This is a genomic window from Alkalicaulis satelles, from assembly GCF_008630495.1.
GTDB classification, from domain to species: domain Bacteria; phylum Pseudomonadota; class Alphaproteobacteria; order Caulobacterales; family Maricaulaceae; genus Oceanicaulis; species Oceanicaulis satelles.
In genome coordinates, this window is record NZ_VWOJ01000001.1 from 404,048 (window position 1) to 422,472 (window position 18,425).

At 67.2% G+C, this 18,425-nt stretch carries 16 protein-coding genes and 1 other RNA gene; 9 read left to right on the forward strand and 8 right to left on the reverse strand.

Annotation, left to right across the window (positions count from 1 at the left end):
• Positions 1-19: 19 nt before the first annotated feature.
• Together F1654_RS01960 and F1654_RS01965 are read left to right on the forward strand one after the other, a co-directional pair.
• Entirely contained in the window at positions 20-1,165 is a 1,146-nt protein-coding gene (locus F1654_RS01960) for a bifunctional 2-C-methyl-D-erythritol 4-phosphate cytidylyltransferase/2-C-methyl-D-erythritol 2,4-cyclodiphosphate synthase (RefSeq protein ID WP_150021820.1), read from the forward strand.
• Positions 1,162-1,641: a CinA family protein gene (locus tag F1654_RS01965; RefSeq protein ID WP_150021821.1), complete on the forward strand. Its 480-nt coding sequence runs from the start codon at positions 1,162-1,164 to the stop codon at positions 1,639-1,641. The genes F1654_RS01960 and F1654_RS01965 overlap by 4 nt, the downstream gene beginning before the upstream one ends.
• Here the strand turns inward: F1654_RS01965 and mfd are convergent.
• The 4 genes from mfd to F1654_RS01985 form a co-directional block, all read right to left on the reverse strand.
• A complete protein-coding gene (gene mfd, locus F1654_RS01970) occupies positions 1,638-5,120 on the reverse strand; it encodes a transcription-repair coupling factor (RefSeq protein WP_150021822.1) in 3,483 nt (1,160 codons plus the stop codon). The two genes, F1654_RS01965 and mfd, sit on opposite strands and share 4 nt — an antisense overlap.
• A gap of 110 nt (positions 5,121-5,230) precedes the next feature.
• On the reverse strand, positions 5,231-5,449 hold the full coding sequence (locus tag F1654_RS01975) for a hypothetical protein (RefSeq protein ID WP_150021823.1): 219 nt from the start codon (positions 5,447-5,449) through the stop codon (positions 5,231-5,233).
• A gap of 139 nt (positions 5,450-5,588) precedes the next feature.
• Entirely contained in the window at positions 5,589-6,056 is a 468-nt protein-coding gene (locus F1654_RS01980; RefSeq protein ID WP_233205065.1) for a porin family protein, read from the reverse strand.
• A gap of 195 nt (positions 6,057-6,251) precedes the next feature.
• Positions 6,252-6,764: a porin family protein gene (locus F1654_RS01985; protein ID WP_150021824.1), complete on the reverse strand. Its 513-nt coding sequence runs from the start codon at positions 6,762-6,764 to the stop codon at positions 6,252-6,254.
• 294 nt (positions 6,765-7,058) lie between these two features.
• Here F1654_RS01985 and nudC point away from each other — a divergent pair, with 294 nt between their 5' ends.
• Positions 7,059-7,925 (forward strand): NAD(+) diphosphatase, encoded by an 867-nt coding sequence (gene nudC, locus F1654_RS01990; protein WP_150021825.1) that lies wholly within the window; start codon positions 7,059-7,061, stop codon positions 7,923-7,925.
• Positions 7,926-8,058: 133 nt separating this feature from the next.
• Positions 8,059-8,757, forward strand: a complete 699-nt coding sequence (locus tag F1654_RS01995; protein WP_150021826.1) for a c-type cytochrome — start codon at positions 8,059-8,061, stop codon at positions 8,755-8,757.
• An 83-nt stretch (positions 8,758-8,840) separates the two neighbouring features.
• Here the strand turns inward: F1654_RS01995 and F1654_RS02000 are convergent, their stop codons facing one another.
• Complete coding sequence (locus F1654_RS02000; RefSeq protein WP_150021827.1) at positions 8,841-9,710, reverse strand: 50S ribosomal protein L11 methyltransferase; 870 nt, start codon at positions 9,708-9,710, stop codon at positions 8,841-8,843.
• A 152-nt stretch (positions 9,711-9,862) separates the two neighbouring features.
• Positions 9,863-10,195 carry a hypothetical protein gene (locus tag F1654_RS02005; protein WP_150021828.1) on the reverse strand — a complete coding sequence of 111 codons (333 nt, stop codon included), beginning with the start codon at positions 10,193-10,195 and terminating at the stop codon, positions 9,863-9,865.
• 317 nt (positions 10,196-10,512) lie between these two features.
• Between F1654_RS02005 and ffs the strand changes: the two genes are divergently transcribed.
• The 4 genes from ffs to F1654_RS02025 all read left to right on the forward strand — a co-directional run bounded on the left by ffs (position 10,513) and on the right by F1654_RS02025 (position 13,348).
• Positions 10,513-10,611: signal recognition particle sRNA small type (ffs, locus tag F1654_RS02010), an RNA gene on the forward strand.
• A 63-nt stretch (positions 10,612-10,674) separates the two neighbouring features.
• Positions 10,675-12,513 (forward strand): DNA polymerase III subunit gamma/tau, encoded by a 1,839-nt coding sequence (locus F1654_RS02015; protein WP_150021829.1) that lies wholly within the window; start codon positions 10,675-10,677, stop codon positions 12,511-12,513.
• On the forward strand, positions 12,510-12,851 hold the full coding sequence (locus F1654_RS02020) for a YbaB/EbfC family nucleoid-associated protein (RefSeq protein ID WP_150021830.1): 342 nt from the start codon (positions 12,510-12,512) through the stop codon (positions 12,849-12,851). The genes F1654_RS02015 and F1654_RS02020 overlap by 4 nt, the downstream gene beginning before the upstream one ends.
• A gap of 74 nt (positions 12,852-12,925) precedes the next feature.
• Entirely contained in the window at positions 12,926-13,348 is a 423-nt protein-coding gene (locus F1654_RS02025; RefSeq protein WP_150021831.1) for a hypothetical protein, read from the forward strand.
• A 13-nt stretch (positions 13,349-13,361) separates the two neighbouring features.
• Here F1654_RS02025 and F1654_RS02030 read toward each other — a convergent pair whose 3' ends face one another.
• Both F1654_RS02030 and F1654_RS02035 read right to left on the reverse strand, forming a co-directional pair.
• Entirely contained in the window at positions 13,362-14,648 is a 1,287-nt protein-coding gene (locus F1654_RS02030) for an amidohydrolase family protein (RefSeq protein ID WP_233205066.1), read from the reverse strand.
• Positions 14,648-16,057 (reverse strand): amidohydrolase, encoded by a 1,410-nt coding sequence (locus tag F1654_RS02035; protein WP_150021832.1) that lies wholly within the window; start codon positions 16,055-16,057, stop codon positions 14,648-14,650. Before F1654_RS02035 ends, F1654_RS02030 begins: the two co-directional genes overlap by 1 nt.
• A gap of 191 nt (positions 16,058-16,248) precedes the next feature.
• On the opposite strand from F1654_RS02035, the gene F1654_RS02040 reads away from it, so the two are divergent.
• Positions 16,249-17,892 (forward strand): thiamine pyrophosphate-dependent enzyme, encoded by a 1,644-nt coding sequence (locus F1654_RS02040; RefSeq protein WP_150021833.1) that lies wholly within the window; start codon positions 16,249-16,251, stop codon positions 17,890-17,892.
• Positions 17,893-18,425: the final 533 nt, after the last annotated feature.

Below are 18,425 nucleotides of genomic sequence, written 5' to 3' on the forward strand. Positions count from 1 at the left end.
TTGAAGGAGGCCGCCAGGCATGGATCGCCGTTTCGCCGCCTGCATCATGGCCGCCGGTCGCGGCGCGCGCGCGGGCGGGGGCATGCCCAAGCAATTCCGCCCCCTGGCAGGCCGGCCCGTGATCGCATGGAGCGTCGAGGCGTTCGCCCGTCACTCTGAGTGCTGCGACATCATCATCGTCCACGCTCCCGGCGCGGCCGCAGAGGCCCTTGAAGCGCTGGGCGAACTGGCTGACCGCTGCACGCTGGTGGAGGGCGGCGAGACCCGCCATGACTCGGTGCGCTGCGGGGTGGCGGCGGCGCGCGCGCCGCTGGTGCTGATCCATGACGCGGCCCGGCCCTTCCTGTCTCAAGCCCTCATTGACCGGCTGCTGGAGGCGCTGGAGGGCCATGAAGGCGCGATACCTGCCCTCCCCCTCGCCGATTCTGTCGCGCGGATGACCGGTACAGGTCCCGTCCCGGAAGACCGCGCGCCCCTGCGCCGGCTGCAGACCCCGCAAGGCTTCCGCACGGACCGCTTGCGCGCGGCCTTCGCAAGCCATGGCGATCCGCGCCATACGGACGAAACCGCGCTGGCCCATGCGGCGGGGCTGGACATCACCCTGATCGAAGGCGAGGAGATGGCGTTCAAGCTGACCTTCCCCGAAGACTTCGTCCGCGCCGAACAGATGGCGGGGGCTGCGAGCGTGACCGTGACCGGATCGGGCTATGACGTGCACCGCCTGGCGCCGGGCGACGGCGTGACGCTGTGCGGGGTGTTCATCGCGTGTGATCTGGCGCTGGTCGGCCATTCGGACGCGGATGCAGGCCTGCACGCCCTCACCGACGCCATTCTGGGCGCGGCGGGGCTGGGCGATATCGGCGATCATTTTCCGCCCAGTGACAATCGCTGGAAGGGCGCGGATTCGGCGATGTTCCTGACCCATGCGCTGGAGCTGGCGGCCCGTGAAGGGCTTGCCCCGGTCCATTGTGACGTCACCCTGATCTGCGAGCGCCCGAAGATCGGCCCCCACAAGGCGGCCATGAAGGCGCGCCTGGCTGCGCTCACGGGCCTGCCTGAAAACCGCGTCAATGTGAAAGCCACCACCACCGAGAAACTTGGTTTCACGGGCCGCGGCGAAGGCCTGGCGGCTGAAGCCGTGATGACCATGCGCACGCGCTCATGACCGGCGATCTGGCTGAATCCGTGCTCGACCGCGCCCGGCGCGCCGGGGTGATGATCACCGCGGCCGAAAGCTGCACGGGCGGGATGGTGAGCGCGGCCCTGACCGCAATTGCCGGCTCCTCGGACGTGGTGGAGCGCGGCTTTGTCACCTATTCCAATGAAGCCAAGCACGAGATGCTGGGCGTGCCCATGGCGCTGATCGAGACGGACGGCGCGGTCAGCGAGAGCGTGGCGAGGGCCATGGCCGAGGGCGCGCTGGCGCAGTCTCGCGCCCAGCTTGCCGTCTCCATCACAGGCATCGCCGGGCCGGGCGGCGGGTCAGACGGCAAGCCGGTGGGCCTGGTCTGGTTTGGTCTGGCGCAAGCCGGACGCGACACCCTCACCCGGCGCGAGGTGTTTGCAGGCGACCGCGCAGGCGTGCGCGCGGCCAGCGTAGAGATCGCCCTCACCCTTCTGAAAGACGCCTTGGCCGATTAAGCCGCCTCGCGCGCCTTGCGGGCGGCGTCGGCGATGGGCGCCAGCAGGCGCTGCACGCCCTTGAGCCGGCCCGCCACGTCGGGGAAGTCGCCACGCAGCACCATGGAATTGTCCGGGCGCAGCTTGTAGTCCATGGGCCGCCGGGTCATCAGATCGATGAGCGCGGCCGGGTTCTCGAAGGCGTGCTCGCGGAAGGTGGCCACCGCGCCCTTGGGCCCGGCGTCGAGCTTTGCGATGCCAGCGCGCTTGCACAGCGCCTTGATGGCCACAACCTGCATCAGGCTTTCCACCTCTTCGGGCAGCGGGCCGAAACGGTCGATCAGTTCGGCGGCGAAGCCCTCGCGGCCCGCCTTGTCCTCCAGCCCCGACAGGCGGCGGTAGAGCGCCATGCGCACGTCGAGATCGGGCACGTAATCGTCCGGGATCAGCACCGCCGCGCCGATATTGATGGCCGGCGACCAGTCGCGGCTCTCGCGCGCATCCTCGCCCTGCAGGCTGGCCACAGCCTCTTCCAGCATGGCCTGATAGAGCTCCACGCCCACATCCTTGATATGGCCCGACTGCTCCTCGCCCAGAAGATTGCCCCCGCCCCTGAGATCCAGGTCGTGGCTAGCCAAGGTGAAGCCCGCGCCCAGATTATCAAGCGATTGCAGGACTTTGAGGCGCTTGTCGGCGCCTTCGGTGATGGCGGCGCTGGCCGGCGTGGTGAGATAGGCGTAGGCGCGCGCCTTGGCCCGGCCCACCCGGCCGCGCAGCTGGTAGAGCTGCGCCAGGCCGAACCGGTCGGCCCGGTGCACGATCAGCGTGTTGGCGGTGGGAATGTCGATGCCCGATTCCACGATCGTGGTGGAGACCAGCACGTCATAGCGGCCCTCATAGAAGGCGGTCATGATGTCTTCGAGCTGGGTGGCGGCCATCTGGCCATGGGCCACCGTGAAGCTCACCTCGGGGACCTGTTCGCGCATGAACTTTGCGATTTCATCCAGATCGGTGATGCGCGGCGCCACGAAGAAGCTCTGCCCGCCGCGATAGCGCTCGCGCAGCAGCGCCTCGCGCACGGTGACCGGATCGAACGGCGTCACATAGGTGCGCACCGCCAGACGGTCGACGGGCGGGGTGGCGATGATGGACAGGTCGCGAATGCCCGACATGGCCAGCTGCAGCGTGCGCGGGATGGGCGTCGCGGTGAGGGTCAGCACATGCACGTCAGAGCGCAGCTCTTTGAGGCGTTCCTTGTGCTTGACCCCGAAATGCTGCTCCTCGTCGATCACCAGCAGGCCCAGCGATTTGAATTCCACGCTCTTGGCCAGCAGCGCATGGGTGCCCACCACGATATCGCACTGGCCCGAGGCGAGATCGGCGCGGGTCTGGGCGGCGTCCTTGGCGGGGACCAGGCGCGAGAGCTGGCGCACCACCACCGGCCAGCCGCGGAAGCGCTCGGCGAAGGTGGCGTAGTGCTGGCGGGCCAGCAGCGTTGTAGGCGCCACCACCGCCACCTGACGCCCGCTCATGGCGGCGATGAAGGCGGCGCGCAGGGCCACTTCGGTCTTGCCAAAACCCACATCGCCGCAGATCAGCCGGTCCATGGGCCGGCCTTTCTTGAGATCCTCGAACACGTCCTCGATGGCCGAGAGCTGGTCATCGGTCTCGGCATAGGGGAAGCGCGCAGCGAACTCGTCATAGACGCCGGACGGCGCCTCGATGATCTCGGCATCGCGGGCATTGCGTGCTGCAGCGATGGCGATGAGCTGGCCGGCCATGTCGCGCAGGCGTTTTTTCGCCTTGGCCTTGCGCGCCTGCCAGGCCGCCCCGCCCAGACGGTCCAGCTGGGCGGTCTCGCTGTCGGCGCCATAGCGCGAGAGCAGCTCGATATTCTCCACAGGCAGATAGAGCCTGGCCTGACCGGCATATTCCAGCTCCAGGCAATCATGGGGCGCGCCGGTGACAGACAGGGTCTTGAGACCCAGATAGCGGCCCAGGCCGTGATCAGCGTGGATCACCAGATCGCCGGGCGTCAGGCTGCCCGCCTCGGCGATGACATCGGCGGCCTTGCGCTTGCGCCGCGGACGCGCCAGCCGGTCGCCCAGCACGTCCTGCTCGGAGATGATGACGAAATCAGGCGTCTCGAACCCGCGCTCCAGCGGCAGGACGACGCGCGCGATTGATTTGGCCGGCAGGCGCGCCGCCTCGCTCCAGCTGGCTGCGGCCTGCACCGGCGCCAGCCCATGCTCGCCCAGAACCCCGCCCAGACGCTCGGACGCGCCCTCGCTCCAGCTGGCGTAGAGGACGCGCTTGCCCGCCTTGCGCAAGTCCGCGCCGTGGCGGGCGGCGGCGTCGAACACGTTCTGATCGCTCTGGCGCTCGGCGGCGAAGGTGCGGCCCTGCTTGCCGCCCATGTCAACGGCGGTCTCGTCGGCCTCCCGGAAAGGCGTGAAGCGGCGCACGGCGCGGCTGGAGAGGGCCTGATCCCACTCGGCTTCGCTGAGGAACATGGCTTCAGGCTCGATGGCGCGATAGGCCGGCGCGCCCATTGTACCGCCGGATGACTGGGCCTCCTGGCGGGCGGCGTAATAATCGCGCACCTGTTCCAGGCGTTCTTCCAGCGCCGGGCGCGCCAGGGCGTCAAGCCCGATCAGGGCCCCCTCGCCGGCATAGTCGAACACGGTGTCCAGGCGCTCGTGGAACAGGGCGAGCCAGTGCTCCACGCCCGCCGGGCGCGCGCCCGCGCTGACGCTGTCATAGACCACATCGCCCGACCCGGCCGCGCCGAAGCGCTTGAGGAAGCCGGAGCGGAAGCGGGAGATGGCGGCCGGGTCCAGCAAGACCTCGCTCACCGGCGTGAAGCGCACGGCCTTGAGCTGGCGGGTGGTGCGCTGGGTCTCGGGGTCAAAGGCGCGCACGCTTTCCAGCGTATCGCCGAAGAAATCCAGGCGCACGGGTTCTGCGGCGTCTGCGGGGAACACATCGATCACCCCGCCGCGCACCGCGTAATCGCCGCGTTCAGTGACGGTGGCTGCGCGCGAATAGCCGTTCATGACGAGGTGGGATTTCAGCGCCTCGCTGTCCATCACATCACCCGGACGCGCAGCGAGCCCGCCTGCGGCCATGGCTTCGCGGGGCGCGCAGCGCTGGACCGCGCCATTGATAGTGGCGATCACCAGAAGCGGCGCCTCGTCAGACTGGCGCAGGGCCAGGCGGTGCAGCGCCCCGGCCCGGCGCGCCGCGGTGCGCGGGCTGGGACTGATCCGGTCATAGGGCTGGCAGTCCCAGGCCGGCAGGCGCAGCCGGTCCAGATCGGGCGCGAAGAAGCGCAGGCAGGCGTCAAACGCGCTGGCGCGGGCTTCATCGGCGGCGATGAACAGGCCTGCCCCGCCCCGGTTGCGCAAGGCGTCGGCGAAGATCAGCGCGTCAAACCCGTCCGGGGCGCCGCATACGGTCAGGGCGCCTGGCGCTCCGGCGATATGTTTGAAATCTGACACGTCTTCAGCCCTTCCCGCACGCACCGGCGCCCGAGAGGCGGTTTCGCCCCCGGGTCCAAGCGGTGTGTTTCAACGCCGCCCGGCCCGCAAGGTCAAGACGGCGGTGGCGGTTATAGGCTGCGCGCCTCGCGCAGAAAGGCCGCGTGCTGATCGAGAATCGCGATCAGGCGGCAGTCCGCCCCATCGGCCACCAGCCGTTCGCGCACATGCTCGGCCACGCGCAGCTGGGCGTCGAGCCAGTCCTGCACGGCGATGGACAGGTCATAGGGCTTGGTCCTGACGCATGGAGTTGATGGAAAGGCGATGACATGGGCGCTGGCGGGGGGCATGAGAATCCTCTGTGTCGGGAGGCCATGCCTGCATGTTGCGACTCATTCTCATTTGCGTCAAGCGGAGGTTCAGGCTCCGTACGAAAAACCCCCGCACCGGACGTGCGGGGGTCTTGCATGCCGAGCCGTGTATCAGCGCTTAGAAGCGGCGCACATAACTCACGGTCCACACATTGATGTCATCGAACATGTTGTAGCGGGTATAGTCGAAACGCAGGCCATTGGGACCAGCGAACATCCACTCGGCCCCTGCGCCATAGCCGAAACCACTTTCATCTTCAGACATCGTCATGCCGCCGGCTGTCGCCTCGGCTTCCAGCCAGCCAAAGCCGGCGCGGGCATGCACCGAGAACCCGTCACCCAGCGGTGCGCGGGCGCGCACGAAACCGGCCACACCATAGTTCAGCTTGACCTTCACACCGCCCGCTGTGTCGTCGCCCACACCGATCAGGCCCTCGCCTTCAATAGCGAAAAACTCGTTCAGATCAGCGCCCAGGCGGACATTGAACGCATTGAGATTGACGTCATCAGCGTCGACCCGGCTGCCTCCAAGGCCCACATAGGCCTGGCTGATCTGTGCATAAGCACCACCGGAAAGAACAGCCATTGCTGCACTTGCACTCAAAAGCATTTTCAACATATCAAACCCCCTGTTTTTCCCTGCTCAAGACAAGGCGGGTAATATTAATGATATTGTCACATAATTTACAAGGAAATTCGTCCCGGCACGAAAAACCCCCGCGCCGGAACGCGGGGGTTTGCCGTGTCTGAAAGCCAGTAAAGGCTTGCCGTCATTCAGGACCTAGAAGCGGCGCACATAGCCGATGGTCCACACGTTCGCATCTTCAGAGAAATTGACGCGGGTGTAGTCGAAACGGATCGCATTGGGACCGGCGAAAGCCCATTCGGCGCCCACGCCATAGGCGAAGCCGTCGTCATCTTCCTTAATGCTCAGGCCGGCCGCGCTGGCATCGAATTCGGCCCAGGCGTAACCGCCGCGGGCGAACACGGAGAACTGCTCGGACACGGGGTATTGGGCTTTCAGGAAGCCGGCCACGCCATAGTTCAGGCCGACATCGGCGAACACGCCGCCGCCCAGATTGACGGTGTCGTCTTTCAGGCCCAGATGGCCTTCCAGCTCGGCGCCGAAGAATTGAGTGAAGTCATAACCGCCGCGCACATACGCGCCGGAAACGTTTGCGCCGTCCGCATCGATGTGCAGAGCGCCGCCGCCCAGATGAATGCGGCCGTCCTGAGCCGAAGCGCCCGAAACGACGAGCAGAGCAGCAGCGGTGGAGAGGAGGATCGTCTTCATTGTTTTATCCTTGTTGTAATCCCGGATCAGCTCCGGTGCGCGTCGAGAGGTGCGCCTGTCCAATGCGCTGCGCAAGCGGGTCTGAGCAGGGTGGCGCTGCACGGAGCCTGAGCCGTGGCGAACAAAAAACGGACCGGGGCCGAACTGAGGCTGAATCCGCTCAATCAAGGCAAAATCAGGGCAAAATATACGGTGTTATTTCAGTAATTTAATGAATTTTTATACATCCGGGCGCCCCGGCGAATCCCGTCCGCCGGCTGGCCGTCAGGGTCCTGCCGGTCTACACCTGCCGCCATGCAACTGACCTTCACCGATTCCCCCCTTGACCACGCTGGCCTGATGCGTGGCGATCCCGCCTGGATCCAGGCTCAGCACGATCATCCCGGTGCGCGCGCCGTCCTGTTCGCGGGCGGCTCGCTGGCGCTGGACGCCCAGGGCGGACCGCTGGTCCTGCCTGTGGGCGAGGCCGGGCGTCTGCCGCTGAAATGGCCGGGCCTCGTTTTTCTGGGGCTTGAGAACGGCGCGCCGTGGTTCGCCGCCTCGCTGGAGCCGGGCGTGGCCGAACGCGGGCCGGACTTCCGGATGTCGGCCATGCAGGCGCCGCCAGAGCTGGCCTGCATATTCGGGCGGGCGCGCGCCATTCTGTTATGGCTTGCCCGGCGCAAGGTCTGCTCCAATTGCGGCGGATCGAACGAGCCGGCCGATGGCGGCTTGCGCCTGGTCTGCCCGTCCTGCGGCATGGAGCACTATCCGCGCACCGACCCGTCCGTGATCTTGTTGCCCTATGCGGGCGATAAATGCGTGCTGGGCCGCCAGCCCTCCTGGCCGCCGGGCATGTACGCGACACTGGCCGGATTTGTGGAGCCGGGCGAAACGCTGGAGGCGGCGTGCGCGCGCGAAACCATGGAGGAAGTCCATCTCAAGGTCCTGAGTGCGGACTATGTCGCCAGCCAGCCCTGGCCCTTCCCGTCCTCGCTCATGCTGGGCTTCATGGCCGAGGTTGAACCTGGCGAGGTCAGGCCAGATGACGATCTGGAAGATGCGCGCTGGTTCACCCGCGATGAAGTCCGCGCCTTGCTGGATACCGAAATGGGCCGCTGGATACCGCCTCATTTCTCCATTTCGCGCCTGTTGATCGAGCGCTGGCTCAATGGCCCATGACGCGGCGGAATGCCGCGGCGCAACGAATTGTCCGTGACCTGCAGGCCAAAGACATGCAGACCGGTTGCCACCACGGGCGGAGCATGCCAAACACCGGCCCCATAACATCACTGGAATCCCAAAGAGGACGCTGATGGGCGATCTTTTCTTCAACAAGGTGGCGGGCGCGATCCTGGCGGTTGGCCTCTTCATCATGGCGCTCAATGAGCTGTCCGGCATCCTGTTCCCCACGCGCGGAACGGGCGAGCTGGCCTTCCCGATCGATCTGGCCGCGCTTGACGCGGCGGCGCCGGCGGCGGCCGCTGATGACAGCGGCCCGGTGGATTTCGGTCTGCTGCTGGCGGGCGCTGACCTGTCGGCGGGCGAGCGCGTGGCGCGCCGCTGCGTGGCCTGCCATACCTTTGACCAGGGCGGCGCCCACGGCACCGGGCCGAATATGTGGAATGTGATGGGCCGCACCGTGGCCAGCATTTCCGGCTTCAACTATTCCAGCGCCATGAGCGATTATGGCTCTGACGGCACGCAGTGGATGTTCCAGAACATGTATGAGTATCTGGAAAATCCGCGCCGCTATGTGCCGGGCACGTCCATGAGCTTCGCCGGCCTGCGCAGCCAGGACGACCGCATCAATATCATCGCCTATATGCGCAATCAGGCCGATGACCCCATCGATCTGCCCGAGCCCCTGCCCGAAGAGCCCGAAGCCGAAGCCGAAATGGCGGACGCTGAAGCTGAAGACGCCGCGGCGGACATGGCTGAGGCTGAGGCCGATGAGAACGGCGCTGGCGACTATGGCGATGATGAGGGCGAAGGCGACAACGGCGAGGACTAAACCGCCGCCCGTCTGAAAGCCTGGAAACACCGGGGCGCGGATGCATCATCCGCGCCCTTTGTGTTTTGGCCGGTGATGGCCTGTCAGGCCGAGAACACCAGAATGGTCCAGCCGTCCAGCGAGCGCGAGCCGGCGGGCTTGAGGCCCGCCTCGCGATAGGCGGCGCTGACCTTGCCGGCCTGTTCGTCGAGCAGGCCGGAGAGGATCACGCGCCCGTCCGCGTTCAGGCGCGAAGCGATGTCGCCGGCCAGCGTGATCAGCGGTCCGGCCAGGATATTGGCGAAGATCAGATCAAAACGGCGCCCCTCGAAGACAGGATGGCTGAACCCGTCCGCCTCGACAGCCTCGATGTGGTCAAGGACCGCGTTCTTGAGCGCATTGACGCGGGTCTCCTCCACTGATTCGGGATCGATATCGGTGGCCAGAATGTCCGCATGCGGCCACAACCTGGCCGCTGCGATGGCCAGCAGCCCCGATCCGGTCCCCAGATCGAGCGTTTGCTCAGGCGAAAACCCTTCGGTTTCCAGCTCGTCCGCCGCTTCCAGACAGCCGCGCGTGGTGGCGTGATGGCCGGTGCCAAAGGCCGGGCCGGCCTCGATCTCAAGCCCGATCGCGTCTTCGGGCGCATCCCCGGCGGCATGGGCGCCATAAACCGCAAAGCGCCCGGCCCGCACAAGCGGCAGGCCTTGAAGCGAGAGCGCCACCCAGTCTTCTTCGGGCAAGGGCGCGATGCGCACGGCCAGCGCCTCGTGCTGGAACAGGCCCTGGCCAGCCATCCGCTCGGCTTCACCCATGGTCTGGAACAAAAGGCTCAGCCGGCCCCGGTCTTGTGACCCGTCCTCGAACAGCGACCAGCTCAGGGCGGGCGGTTCGGGTTCATTGTCCAGCGCTGTCTGGATGGTTTTGAGGCGATCCATCGCACCGCGCGCATCCATTACCCACAACACGCTCATATCCCATTCTCCAGCTCGGGCCGGGCTGCACAGCCAGCCGCGGCATGCCGGAGGACGCATGACGCCCGGCGGCGCGGCTGACGCGCTTATGGCGCCCTGCCGCGGCCAAGGAAAGGCCAGTGTGCGTCTGGCCGTCATGATTGGGCAATGACTTACGCCGCGCGGGAGTCCGAGAGCATTTCGGAAAAGAATTCCGTCTCGTTGTCCACGGGCTTGGCGTAGTCCTCGCGGCCCGCGAGTTTGAGCGCGTCGCGATAGATCGAATAGACCAGCTGGTCCATCTGATCCGGACGCGAGGCAGGACGCTCCAGACCCTCGTGCACCCAGCGCCACAGCGCCAGTTTCAGCACCAGATCATCCCAGTCGGCGCTGGGCACGCTGGAAACGGCCGACAACAGATAGCGCGGCGTATCGGCGCCGTCTTTTTCCTTGATCTCACGCCACATGCGGAAAGCGAGCTCGATAAAGCGGCTGTCCTGTTCCATAGCTGACACTCCATGCCTCGCAGCGAAGCGTCGCGCGAGGCTTTGTTATTTCATCTGTCTGGCGTCGATGGCGGGCTTGGATGCAAGCGCCAGGTCAGCCCCCATGGCGCTTGACAGGTCAGGGGACACGATAGCCACAAGACACAGGGGCGCCTGTTCAGGGTGGTCTTATATTCATAAAAGAAGGCGCAAACGCGGCCATCTTGCGGCAGCGCACAAAAAACTTGCGCGGAGTGTGGGAATTGTCCGTTGAGCCTCTGCGCCCGGCTGGGGCGCTGGCTTGCATTGACCCGGGCCAAAGCCGATAATCAGGCTCAGGAAGGTCGGCGGCGGACGAGCCCCTCGCCAACCCGGTCAGGTCCGGAAGGAAGCAGCCGTAACGAGTTTCGGTTCGGGTCGCCGTCCGGCCTTCCGCCGCCTTCCGCCGGTTCTGAAGACCGCCCCTCGCGGGCCCGGTCCTGCGGGAGTGATGCGATCCCATGATCGACGACGCTGACACCTCAAATGAGGCCGCTGACGGCGTTGAGGATGCGTCTGCTCCGGACGGCCCGGCCCTGCCCGGCTTCGAGGCCCCGCCTGCGCCCGATCCGGGCTATCAGGTGCTGGCGCGCAAATACCGTCCCCAGACCTTTCCCGATCTGATCGGCCAGGAACCGATGGTGCGTACGCTCACCCATGCGTTCGCCGCCGGGCGCATCGCCCACGCCTACATGCTCACCGGGGTGCGCGGCGTGGGCAAGACCACCACGGCGCGCCTGATCGCGCGCGCGCTCAATTACGAGACCGACGAGGTCAAGGCGCCCTCCATCACGCTCGATCCGCCCGGACGGCACTGCCAGGCGATTGCGCGCTCGTCCCATGTGGATGTGATGGAGATGGACGCCGCTTCGCGCACCGGGGTTGGCGATATCCGCGAAATTCTCGATGGCGTGCGCTATGCGCCGGTGAGCGCGCGCTTCAAGGTCTATATCATTGACGAGGTGCACATGCTGTCCACCTCGGCCTTCAACGCGCTGCTCAAGACGCTGGAAGAGCCGCCGCCGCATGTGAAATTCATCTTCGCCACCACCGAAATCCGCAAGGTGCCGGTCACCGTGCTCAGCCGCTGCCAGCGCTTTGACCTGCGCCGGGTGGAGCGTGATGAGCTGGCGGGCCATCTCGCCGGCATCTGCCGGAAGGAAGGCGCTGAAGTGGAGGCCGAGGGTCTGGCCGCCATAGCGCGCGCCGCTGAGGGCTCGGTACGCGACGCCCTGTCCCTCTTGGACCAGGCCATCGTGCAGGCCGAAGGCGGCGGACCGGTGACGGCGGCCCAGGTGCGCGACATGCTGGGCCTGGCGGACCGTTCGCGCGTGCTCGATCTGCTCGCTGCAGCGCTGGAGCACCGCGCCGGCGACGCACTGGCCGAGCTGCGCCACCAGTATGACGCAGGCGCCGACCCGTTCGTGCTGATGCGCGACCTGCTCGATTATCTCCACGCCATGACGCGCCTGAAGGCGGCCGGCGCCAGTGCGGATCTGGGCGAGGCGCGCGAGACCACCGAGCGTCTTGAAGCGCTGAGCGCACCCCATTCCATCGCCGCGCTGGGGCGTCTGTGGAAGACCGCGCTGACCGGGCTGGATGATGTGCGCCAGGCGCCGGACCCGGCAGCGGCGGTGGAGATGGCGGTGATCCGCCTGATGAGCGCAGCCAGCCTGCCCTCGCCCGAGGACGCCGCCCGGCTGATCGCGGGCCTGGCGCCGTCCGCGAGTCCTGCTCCATCCCGGCCTGCGCCTGACAGAGAGGGTGAAGCTGCGCCAGCGGGAAGCGCACGCGCCAATGTGGTGCCCCTCACCCGTCCGCCTGAGCCAGAGCCGGATGTGACCGATGATGAGGACGGCGGGGAAGCGCCGCTCACGGGCGTAGAGAACGACAGCGAGTTCGAGACGCTGGAAGACCTCACCGGCATGCTGGAGCGCCAGCGCGATATCGGCCTGCAGCTGGATGTGGAGCGCTATGTGAGGCTGGTGTCCCTGCGCACCGGCGCGCTGGTCTTCGAACCGGCGCCGGGGGCGCCCTCGGATCTGGGCGCGCGCCTGTCGCGCAGCCTGCAGGACTATACCGGCCATCGCTGGCTGGTGGACGCCTCGGTGCGCAGCGGCGGGGCGCCGTCCATCCACGAGCGCCGCCAGCGCCGGGCCGAGGCCGAGCGCCAGTCGGTCCTGAGTGATGCGGGCGTGGCGCGCGCCCTGGAGATTTTCCCCGGCGCCGAGCTGATCGGGGTGGAAGGCGAGGCTGCGCCTGAGCGTGCGGCCTCCGACCGTCAGGAGACCAAGAGATGAAAGACCTCGCCGGACTGATGAAGCAGGCCCAGGAGATGCAATCGCGCATGCGCGAGGCGCAGGAACGCCTGGAGACGCTGGAGGTGACCGGTGAATCCGGCGCCGGGCTGATCCGGGTGACCCTCACCGCCAAGGGCGAGATGCGCGCCCTGGCCATCGACCCGTCCCTGATCGACCCGGCCGAACCTGAAGTGCTGGAGGATCTCATCAAGGCCGCCCATGCCGACGCCCGGCGCAAGGCCGAAACCGCCCAGCAGAAAGTGCTCTCCGAGGCCACCCAGGGCATCGGCCTGCCGCCCGGCTTCGACATGCCCTTCGGCATCAAGCCCGGCGGCTAGCGATACGGGCGCTTTTCTCCCGCCTTGTCCGGCCTATCTGAAAGCGCAAAGCTTTCTGACAGGACACCGGACCCATGGGCGCAGACTTCCCAATCAGCTGGATGATCGCCGCGCTGGCCGCCCTGATCGGGACGGGCATGGGGATTTTGAGCCTCGCCGTGCCGCGCTGGGGCGCCAGCGTGGTGCGCCTGGCGCCCGACCCGCGATGGAAAGGCGGCTATGCCGAGTTCCGCGCCAGCTATGGCGGCGCCATTGCGCTCGCCCATGGCGCGGTGCTGCTGACGCTGGCCATGAGCGCCCAGGCCGGATCGGGCGCGGTGATGGGCGCCAGCTTCGCCGTGGGTCTCTACTGGGGCGGCATGGCCATCGGGCGCGCCATGTCCATGGTGATGGACCGCCAGCACGAGACGGTCACCGGCTATAATGCCGGCGCCATCGTGTTCGAGGCGGCCATGGCGCTGGCCCTGGCCGCCCCGTTCATCGCCCATCTGGGCTGACGCCTCTTACTGTTCAGTGCGCAAAGCCGTGCTCGCCCTCGCGGCGCATCTGGGCGTAGCGGTCGCGCAGACGCGTCTGGCGCGTCTCCAGCGAGGTCACCCGCCCGTCGATTAGCACGGCTGTGGGCGCGCTCAGCACCTCCAGCGGATCGCCGTCCCACACCACCACATCCGCCGTCTTGCCGGTTTCCAGCGAGCCGAACCGGTCCGCCACGCCATAAATGCGCGCAGGCGCCAGGGTGATGGCGTTAAACGCATCTTCCCAGCTGGCGCCATGAGCGACAGCGATGCCGGCGTGCTGGCGCAGCAGGCGCGGGTTCCAGTAGAGGTCCGAGCCCAGCGTGGTGTAGGCCAGCTCCACCCCCGCTTCATGGAGTATCCCCGCCGCGCGGTTGCTGGCCGCCAGCGTGTCGAAGCTGGCGGGCAGATTACGCATGGGATCCAGGATGACCGGAATGCCGGCCTCGGCGATTTCATCAGCCAGCAGATGGGCTTCAGCGCCCCCGGCGATGATGAGGCGTATGGCGGGATAGCGCGCCTGGAAGGCGATGGCCCGGCGGATATCGCTGGCCCGGTCCATGCGCATGATCAGCGGGATGGTCCCGCGCACCACATCGACCATGGCCGCAGCGTCAAACCGGTTGATGGCGTCGCCTTCGTGATGGGACATGAAACGGCCCGGATAGAAGCGCGCATCCTCGATGGCCGCGCGCAAATAGGCCCAGGCCGCGCTGCGCGCGCCGCCGGCCGTGCGCGCGCCGGAGACGGACAGATCCACCAGCATGAACTGCCGGTCGGCGAACAGGCTGTCGGGGCGGCCAGACGCATCGGCCAGCGCGCCGCGCCCGGCGATGATGGCTGAGCCCACCGCCGGATGCACGGCGAAGCGCGTCACGCCCTTCACCCGCGCCGAAGGAATGTGATTGCCCGCCGGGTTGAAGCTGTCGGCCACGTCGATGGCGGCGGTGAAGGAAGAGCCCGACGCGGCGTTGTCGCGCGCCGCCGCCTCCAGCGCCACTTCCACCAGGCCCAGCTCGGTCTGGGGATGGAACAGCCCCGGCGTGATCCAGCCGCCTTCAGCGTCAATCACGCGCGCGCCCGACGGGATGCGCACATTTGCGCCCACCTCGGCGATGCGGCCATCGCGGATCAGCACCGTGCCGCTTTCGATCACCCCGGCCTCGGCATTGGTGATCACGCGGCCATTGGTGACCGCGATGGTCTGGGCCAGCGCCGTTGCAGCGCTCAAGAAGCAGGCCGTCAGGCCTGCCGCCGCCATACGAAGCATGTGAGCGGTCATCAGCGCACCTCCTGGCCGGGCTGGCCGAGCATGAAATCACGCACCGTGCGCTGATCGGGATCGGCGCGGTCGTAAAGCAGCGCGCCGTCGATATAGACATGGTCCGCCAGCGCGTAGCTGGACAAGGGATGGGCCGACCAGAGCACGATGTCCGCGCGCTTGCCGGTCTCGATGGAGCCCGTCTCATCGAAAATCCCCAGCCCCCGCGCCGGCGCGGAGGTGAACCAGGAGACCGCTTCGGCGTCTGTGATCTCCAGCCCCATGCGCCGGCCATCGCCCAGGGCCTTGGCCACCTCGTGATTGAGGCGCTGGATGCCCAGATCGGAATCGGAATGGATCATCCCGCACGCGCCTAGCGCATGGGTGATGGGCAGGTTCTCGATGATGGAATCGTAGGCTTCCATCTTGAACCCGCCCCAGTCGGCCCACACGGCCGCGCAGGTATTGGCTTCGGCGAGCAGATCGGGGATTTTGTAGGCCTCCACCGCGTGGTGGAACACCGCCACGTGATAGTCGAACTCCTGCGCCATATCGAGCACCAGCGCCATTTCATCGGCGCGGTAGCAGTGCATCTGGATCAGGATTTCGCCGTCCAGCACGCCCATCAGCGTATCGAGCTCGAAATTGCGGGTGGGCGGGGTGGCGGACGCATCATCCGCGTCCCAGTAACGCTTCCAGGCGGCGCGGTATTCCACCGCGCGCTGCCAGGCTTCGCGATAGCCGGCCATATTGCCCATGCGCGAGGCCGGGGCGCGGCCCTGAGTGCCATAGACCCGCTTGGGGTTTTCCCCGCAGGCCATTTTCAGCGTGTAGGGCGCATCGGGAAATTTCATCGCCTGAACGGTGCGCGCAGGCGTATTGCGCAACGTCACGCCCCGCCCGCCAAACAGATTGGCCGAGCCGGGCAGGATGTGCAGCGTGGTCACGCCCGCAGCCAGCGCCGTGTCAAAGCCGGGATCCTGCGGCCAGACGCCATGTTCGGCCCAGACCTCGGCCGTCACCGGATGACGGATCTCATTACCGTCGGCATGGGCGCTGACCGAGGGGCTGGCGTAGACGCCCAGATGGGAGTGGATATCCACCACGCCCGGCGTCACGAACCGGCCTTCGGCCTCCACCACGCTGGCGCCGTCAGGCGCGGCGAGCCCCTGCCCGACCGCCGCGATGCGCCCGTCCTCGATCAGGATGTCGGTGTCTTCCAGCAGCTGGTCGACGCCATCGAACACATTCGCGCCCCGGATCAGCGTCACGCCCGACGGCAAGGGCTGATAGGTGGACGGATAGGGATCAGGATCAAACCGCACCAGCTCGCCGCCATTGGCGGCCTCGCCGTTCGATTGTTCATTGCATCCGGCCAGCAGGGCCAGCATCGCCGCCCCCGCGCCGAACGCGCTCCATAGTCGCGCCATTTCAAACCCTCCCGTCCGGTACAGAATCCGCCAGAATCCGCGCGAGCCTCACGGAAACCACGCTGTGTGGGAAGGGGTTAATTTGTAACGCCTGCCTGCCGGGGCTGGACGCCCGCGCTCCATCGGGGGAAAACGCGGGCATCACAGAGGCGTGAGCGTTTGAGCTTGCGCTGCGTTTGAAGGACATTCCCATGCCCCTGCGCACTGGCGCCCAGCATCTCATTGACGCGCTCGCCGCCCAGGGCGTGGACCGGATTTTCGGCGTGCCGGGCGAGAGTTATCTGGCTGCGCTGGATGCGCTTCTGGACAGCGGCATCGCCTTCATCACCTGCCGCCACGAAGCGGGCGCCGCCAATATGGCCGAGGCCGACGGCAAGCTGACCGGGCGCCCGGGCGTGTGCTTTGTCACGCGCGGGCCCGGCGCGACCCAGGCCGCCGTGGGCGTGCACACCGCGTTTCAGGATTCCACGCCCATGCTGCTTCTGGTCGGCCAGGTGCGGCGCGAGGACGAGGGGCGCGAGGCGTTCCAGGAGCTCGATTACGCCCAGGCCTTCGCCGGCATCGCCAAGGCCGCCTTCGAGATTCGCGATCCGGCGCGCGTGGCTGAGCAGATCATGCGCGCCTTCGCCCTGGCCCTGCATGGCCGCCCCGGTCCGGTGGTGGTGGGCCTGCCCGAAGACATGCTGACTGAGGTGGCCGAAGCCCCCGCCCCTCGCGCCTTCACCCGCGCGCGCAGCGAGCCGGGCGCGGACACCGTGCGCGAGATCGTGGCGCGGCTGGACGCTGCCGAGCGCCCGGTGATCCTGGCCGGCGGGCCGGGCTGGAGCGCAGCGGCGCGCGCGGCCTTGCAGACAATCGCGGTGCGCGGCAACTATCCCGTCGCCACAAGTTTCCGCGCCAAGCACCTGTTCGATAACACCCATTCCCATTACGCCGGAGAGGCGGGCATTGGCGTCAATCCGGCCCTGCGCGATGCGCTGCGCGAGGCGGACCTGATCCTCGCCCTGGGGCCTCGCCTGGGCGAAATGACCACCCAGAGCTATGATCTGTTCGAGGTTCCTGGTGGCGCCGCCGACCGGCTGATCCATGTCCATCCCGGCGGCGAGGAGCTGGGCCGGGTCTATCACCCCGACATGGCCGTCACCGCCTCGCCCGGCGCGGCGGCGTTGGCGCTTGCGGAGGCGCTGAAGACTTCCAACGCCGCGTCGCGTGAGGCGTGGGTGAAAGCCCGCCGCGCGGCCTATGAGGCCTGGGTGCAGCCCGTGGCCGTCACCGGCGCGGTCAATCCGTCTGAAATCTGGCGCGCGGTCTCGGCGAAGCTGGGCGATCAGGCCATCATGACCAATGGCGCGGGCAATTTCGCCGCCTGGCTGCATCGCTTCTTCGATCACAGCGCCTTTCCCGGCCAGCTGGCGCCCACATCCGGCGCCATGGGCTACGGCCTGCCCGCCGCCATCGCCGCCAAGCTGCGCCATCCCGAACGCCCGGTGATTGCGGTGTGCGGGGATGGCGATTTTCTCATGGCCGCGCCGGAACTGGCCACCGCCGTCCAGCACGGCGCGAACATTGTGGCATGCGTGTTCGATAACGGCGTCTACGGCACCATCCGCATGCACCAGGACCGCGACTATCCCGGCCGTGTGTCGGGGACCGACCTGGTCAATCCCGACTTCAAGGCGCTGGCGCAGAGCTTTGGCATGGCGGCGTTCTATGTGGAGACGACAGACGCATTCGCCCCGGCGCTGGATGCCGCGCTGGCGGCCGGGCGCCCCGCCCTCATCCATGTGCGCCAGTCCCCCTATGATATCGCTCCGGGCAAGAGGCTGTCGGACTAGGGCGCTCCGGGTCAGCGCACTTTTTCCCTCCCCTCGATGGGGAGGGTGGGCCGGGGCGAAGCCACGGCTCGGGTGGGGTGGAGAGGCCGGGCGCCATCCACTGAGAGGACCGCGCCATCACCCCCTCCGTCCGCTGCGCGGACACCTCCCCCATCGAGGGGGAGGAAAGAAGGCGGCGCAGACGCCTGAAAACTGTCCCCATCCATCTCCCCCTCGCGTTTTCCCGGCGAAAGCCGGGATCCAGAAGAGCGGCTGCAACTGGGCCCCGGCTTTCGCCGGGGAAACGCAGATTGAGAGGGTTGAGTTGAGATATCTCCAGCGCAGCGTTCTTCTCCCTCCCCGTGATGGAGAGGCCGGGCGCGACATGATCTCCCGCGCCCCCTCACCTTTATCCTTCGCTCAGTCGATTGATCCACCGGATCAATCTTTGTGAGCTCAGCCCCCATGGTCATGGGGGAGAGGGGGCTTCCACGCCGCACTTGTTCCTTTGGGCTTGGGACCTGGCATTTCCGAAAATAGACTCAACGCTTATG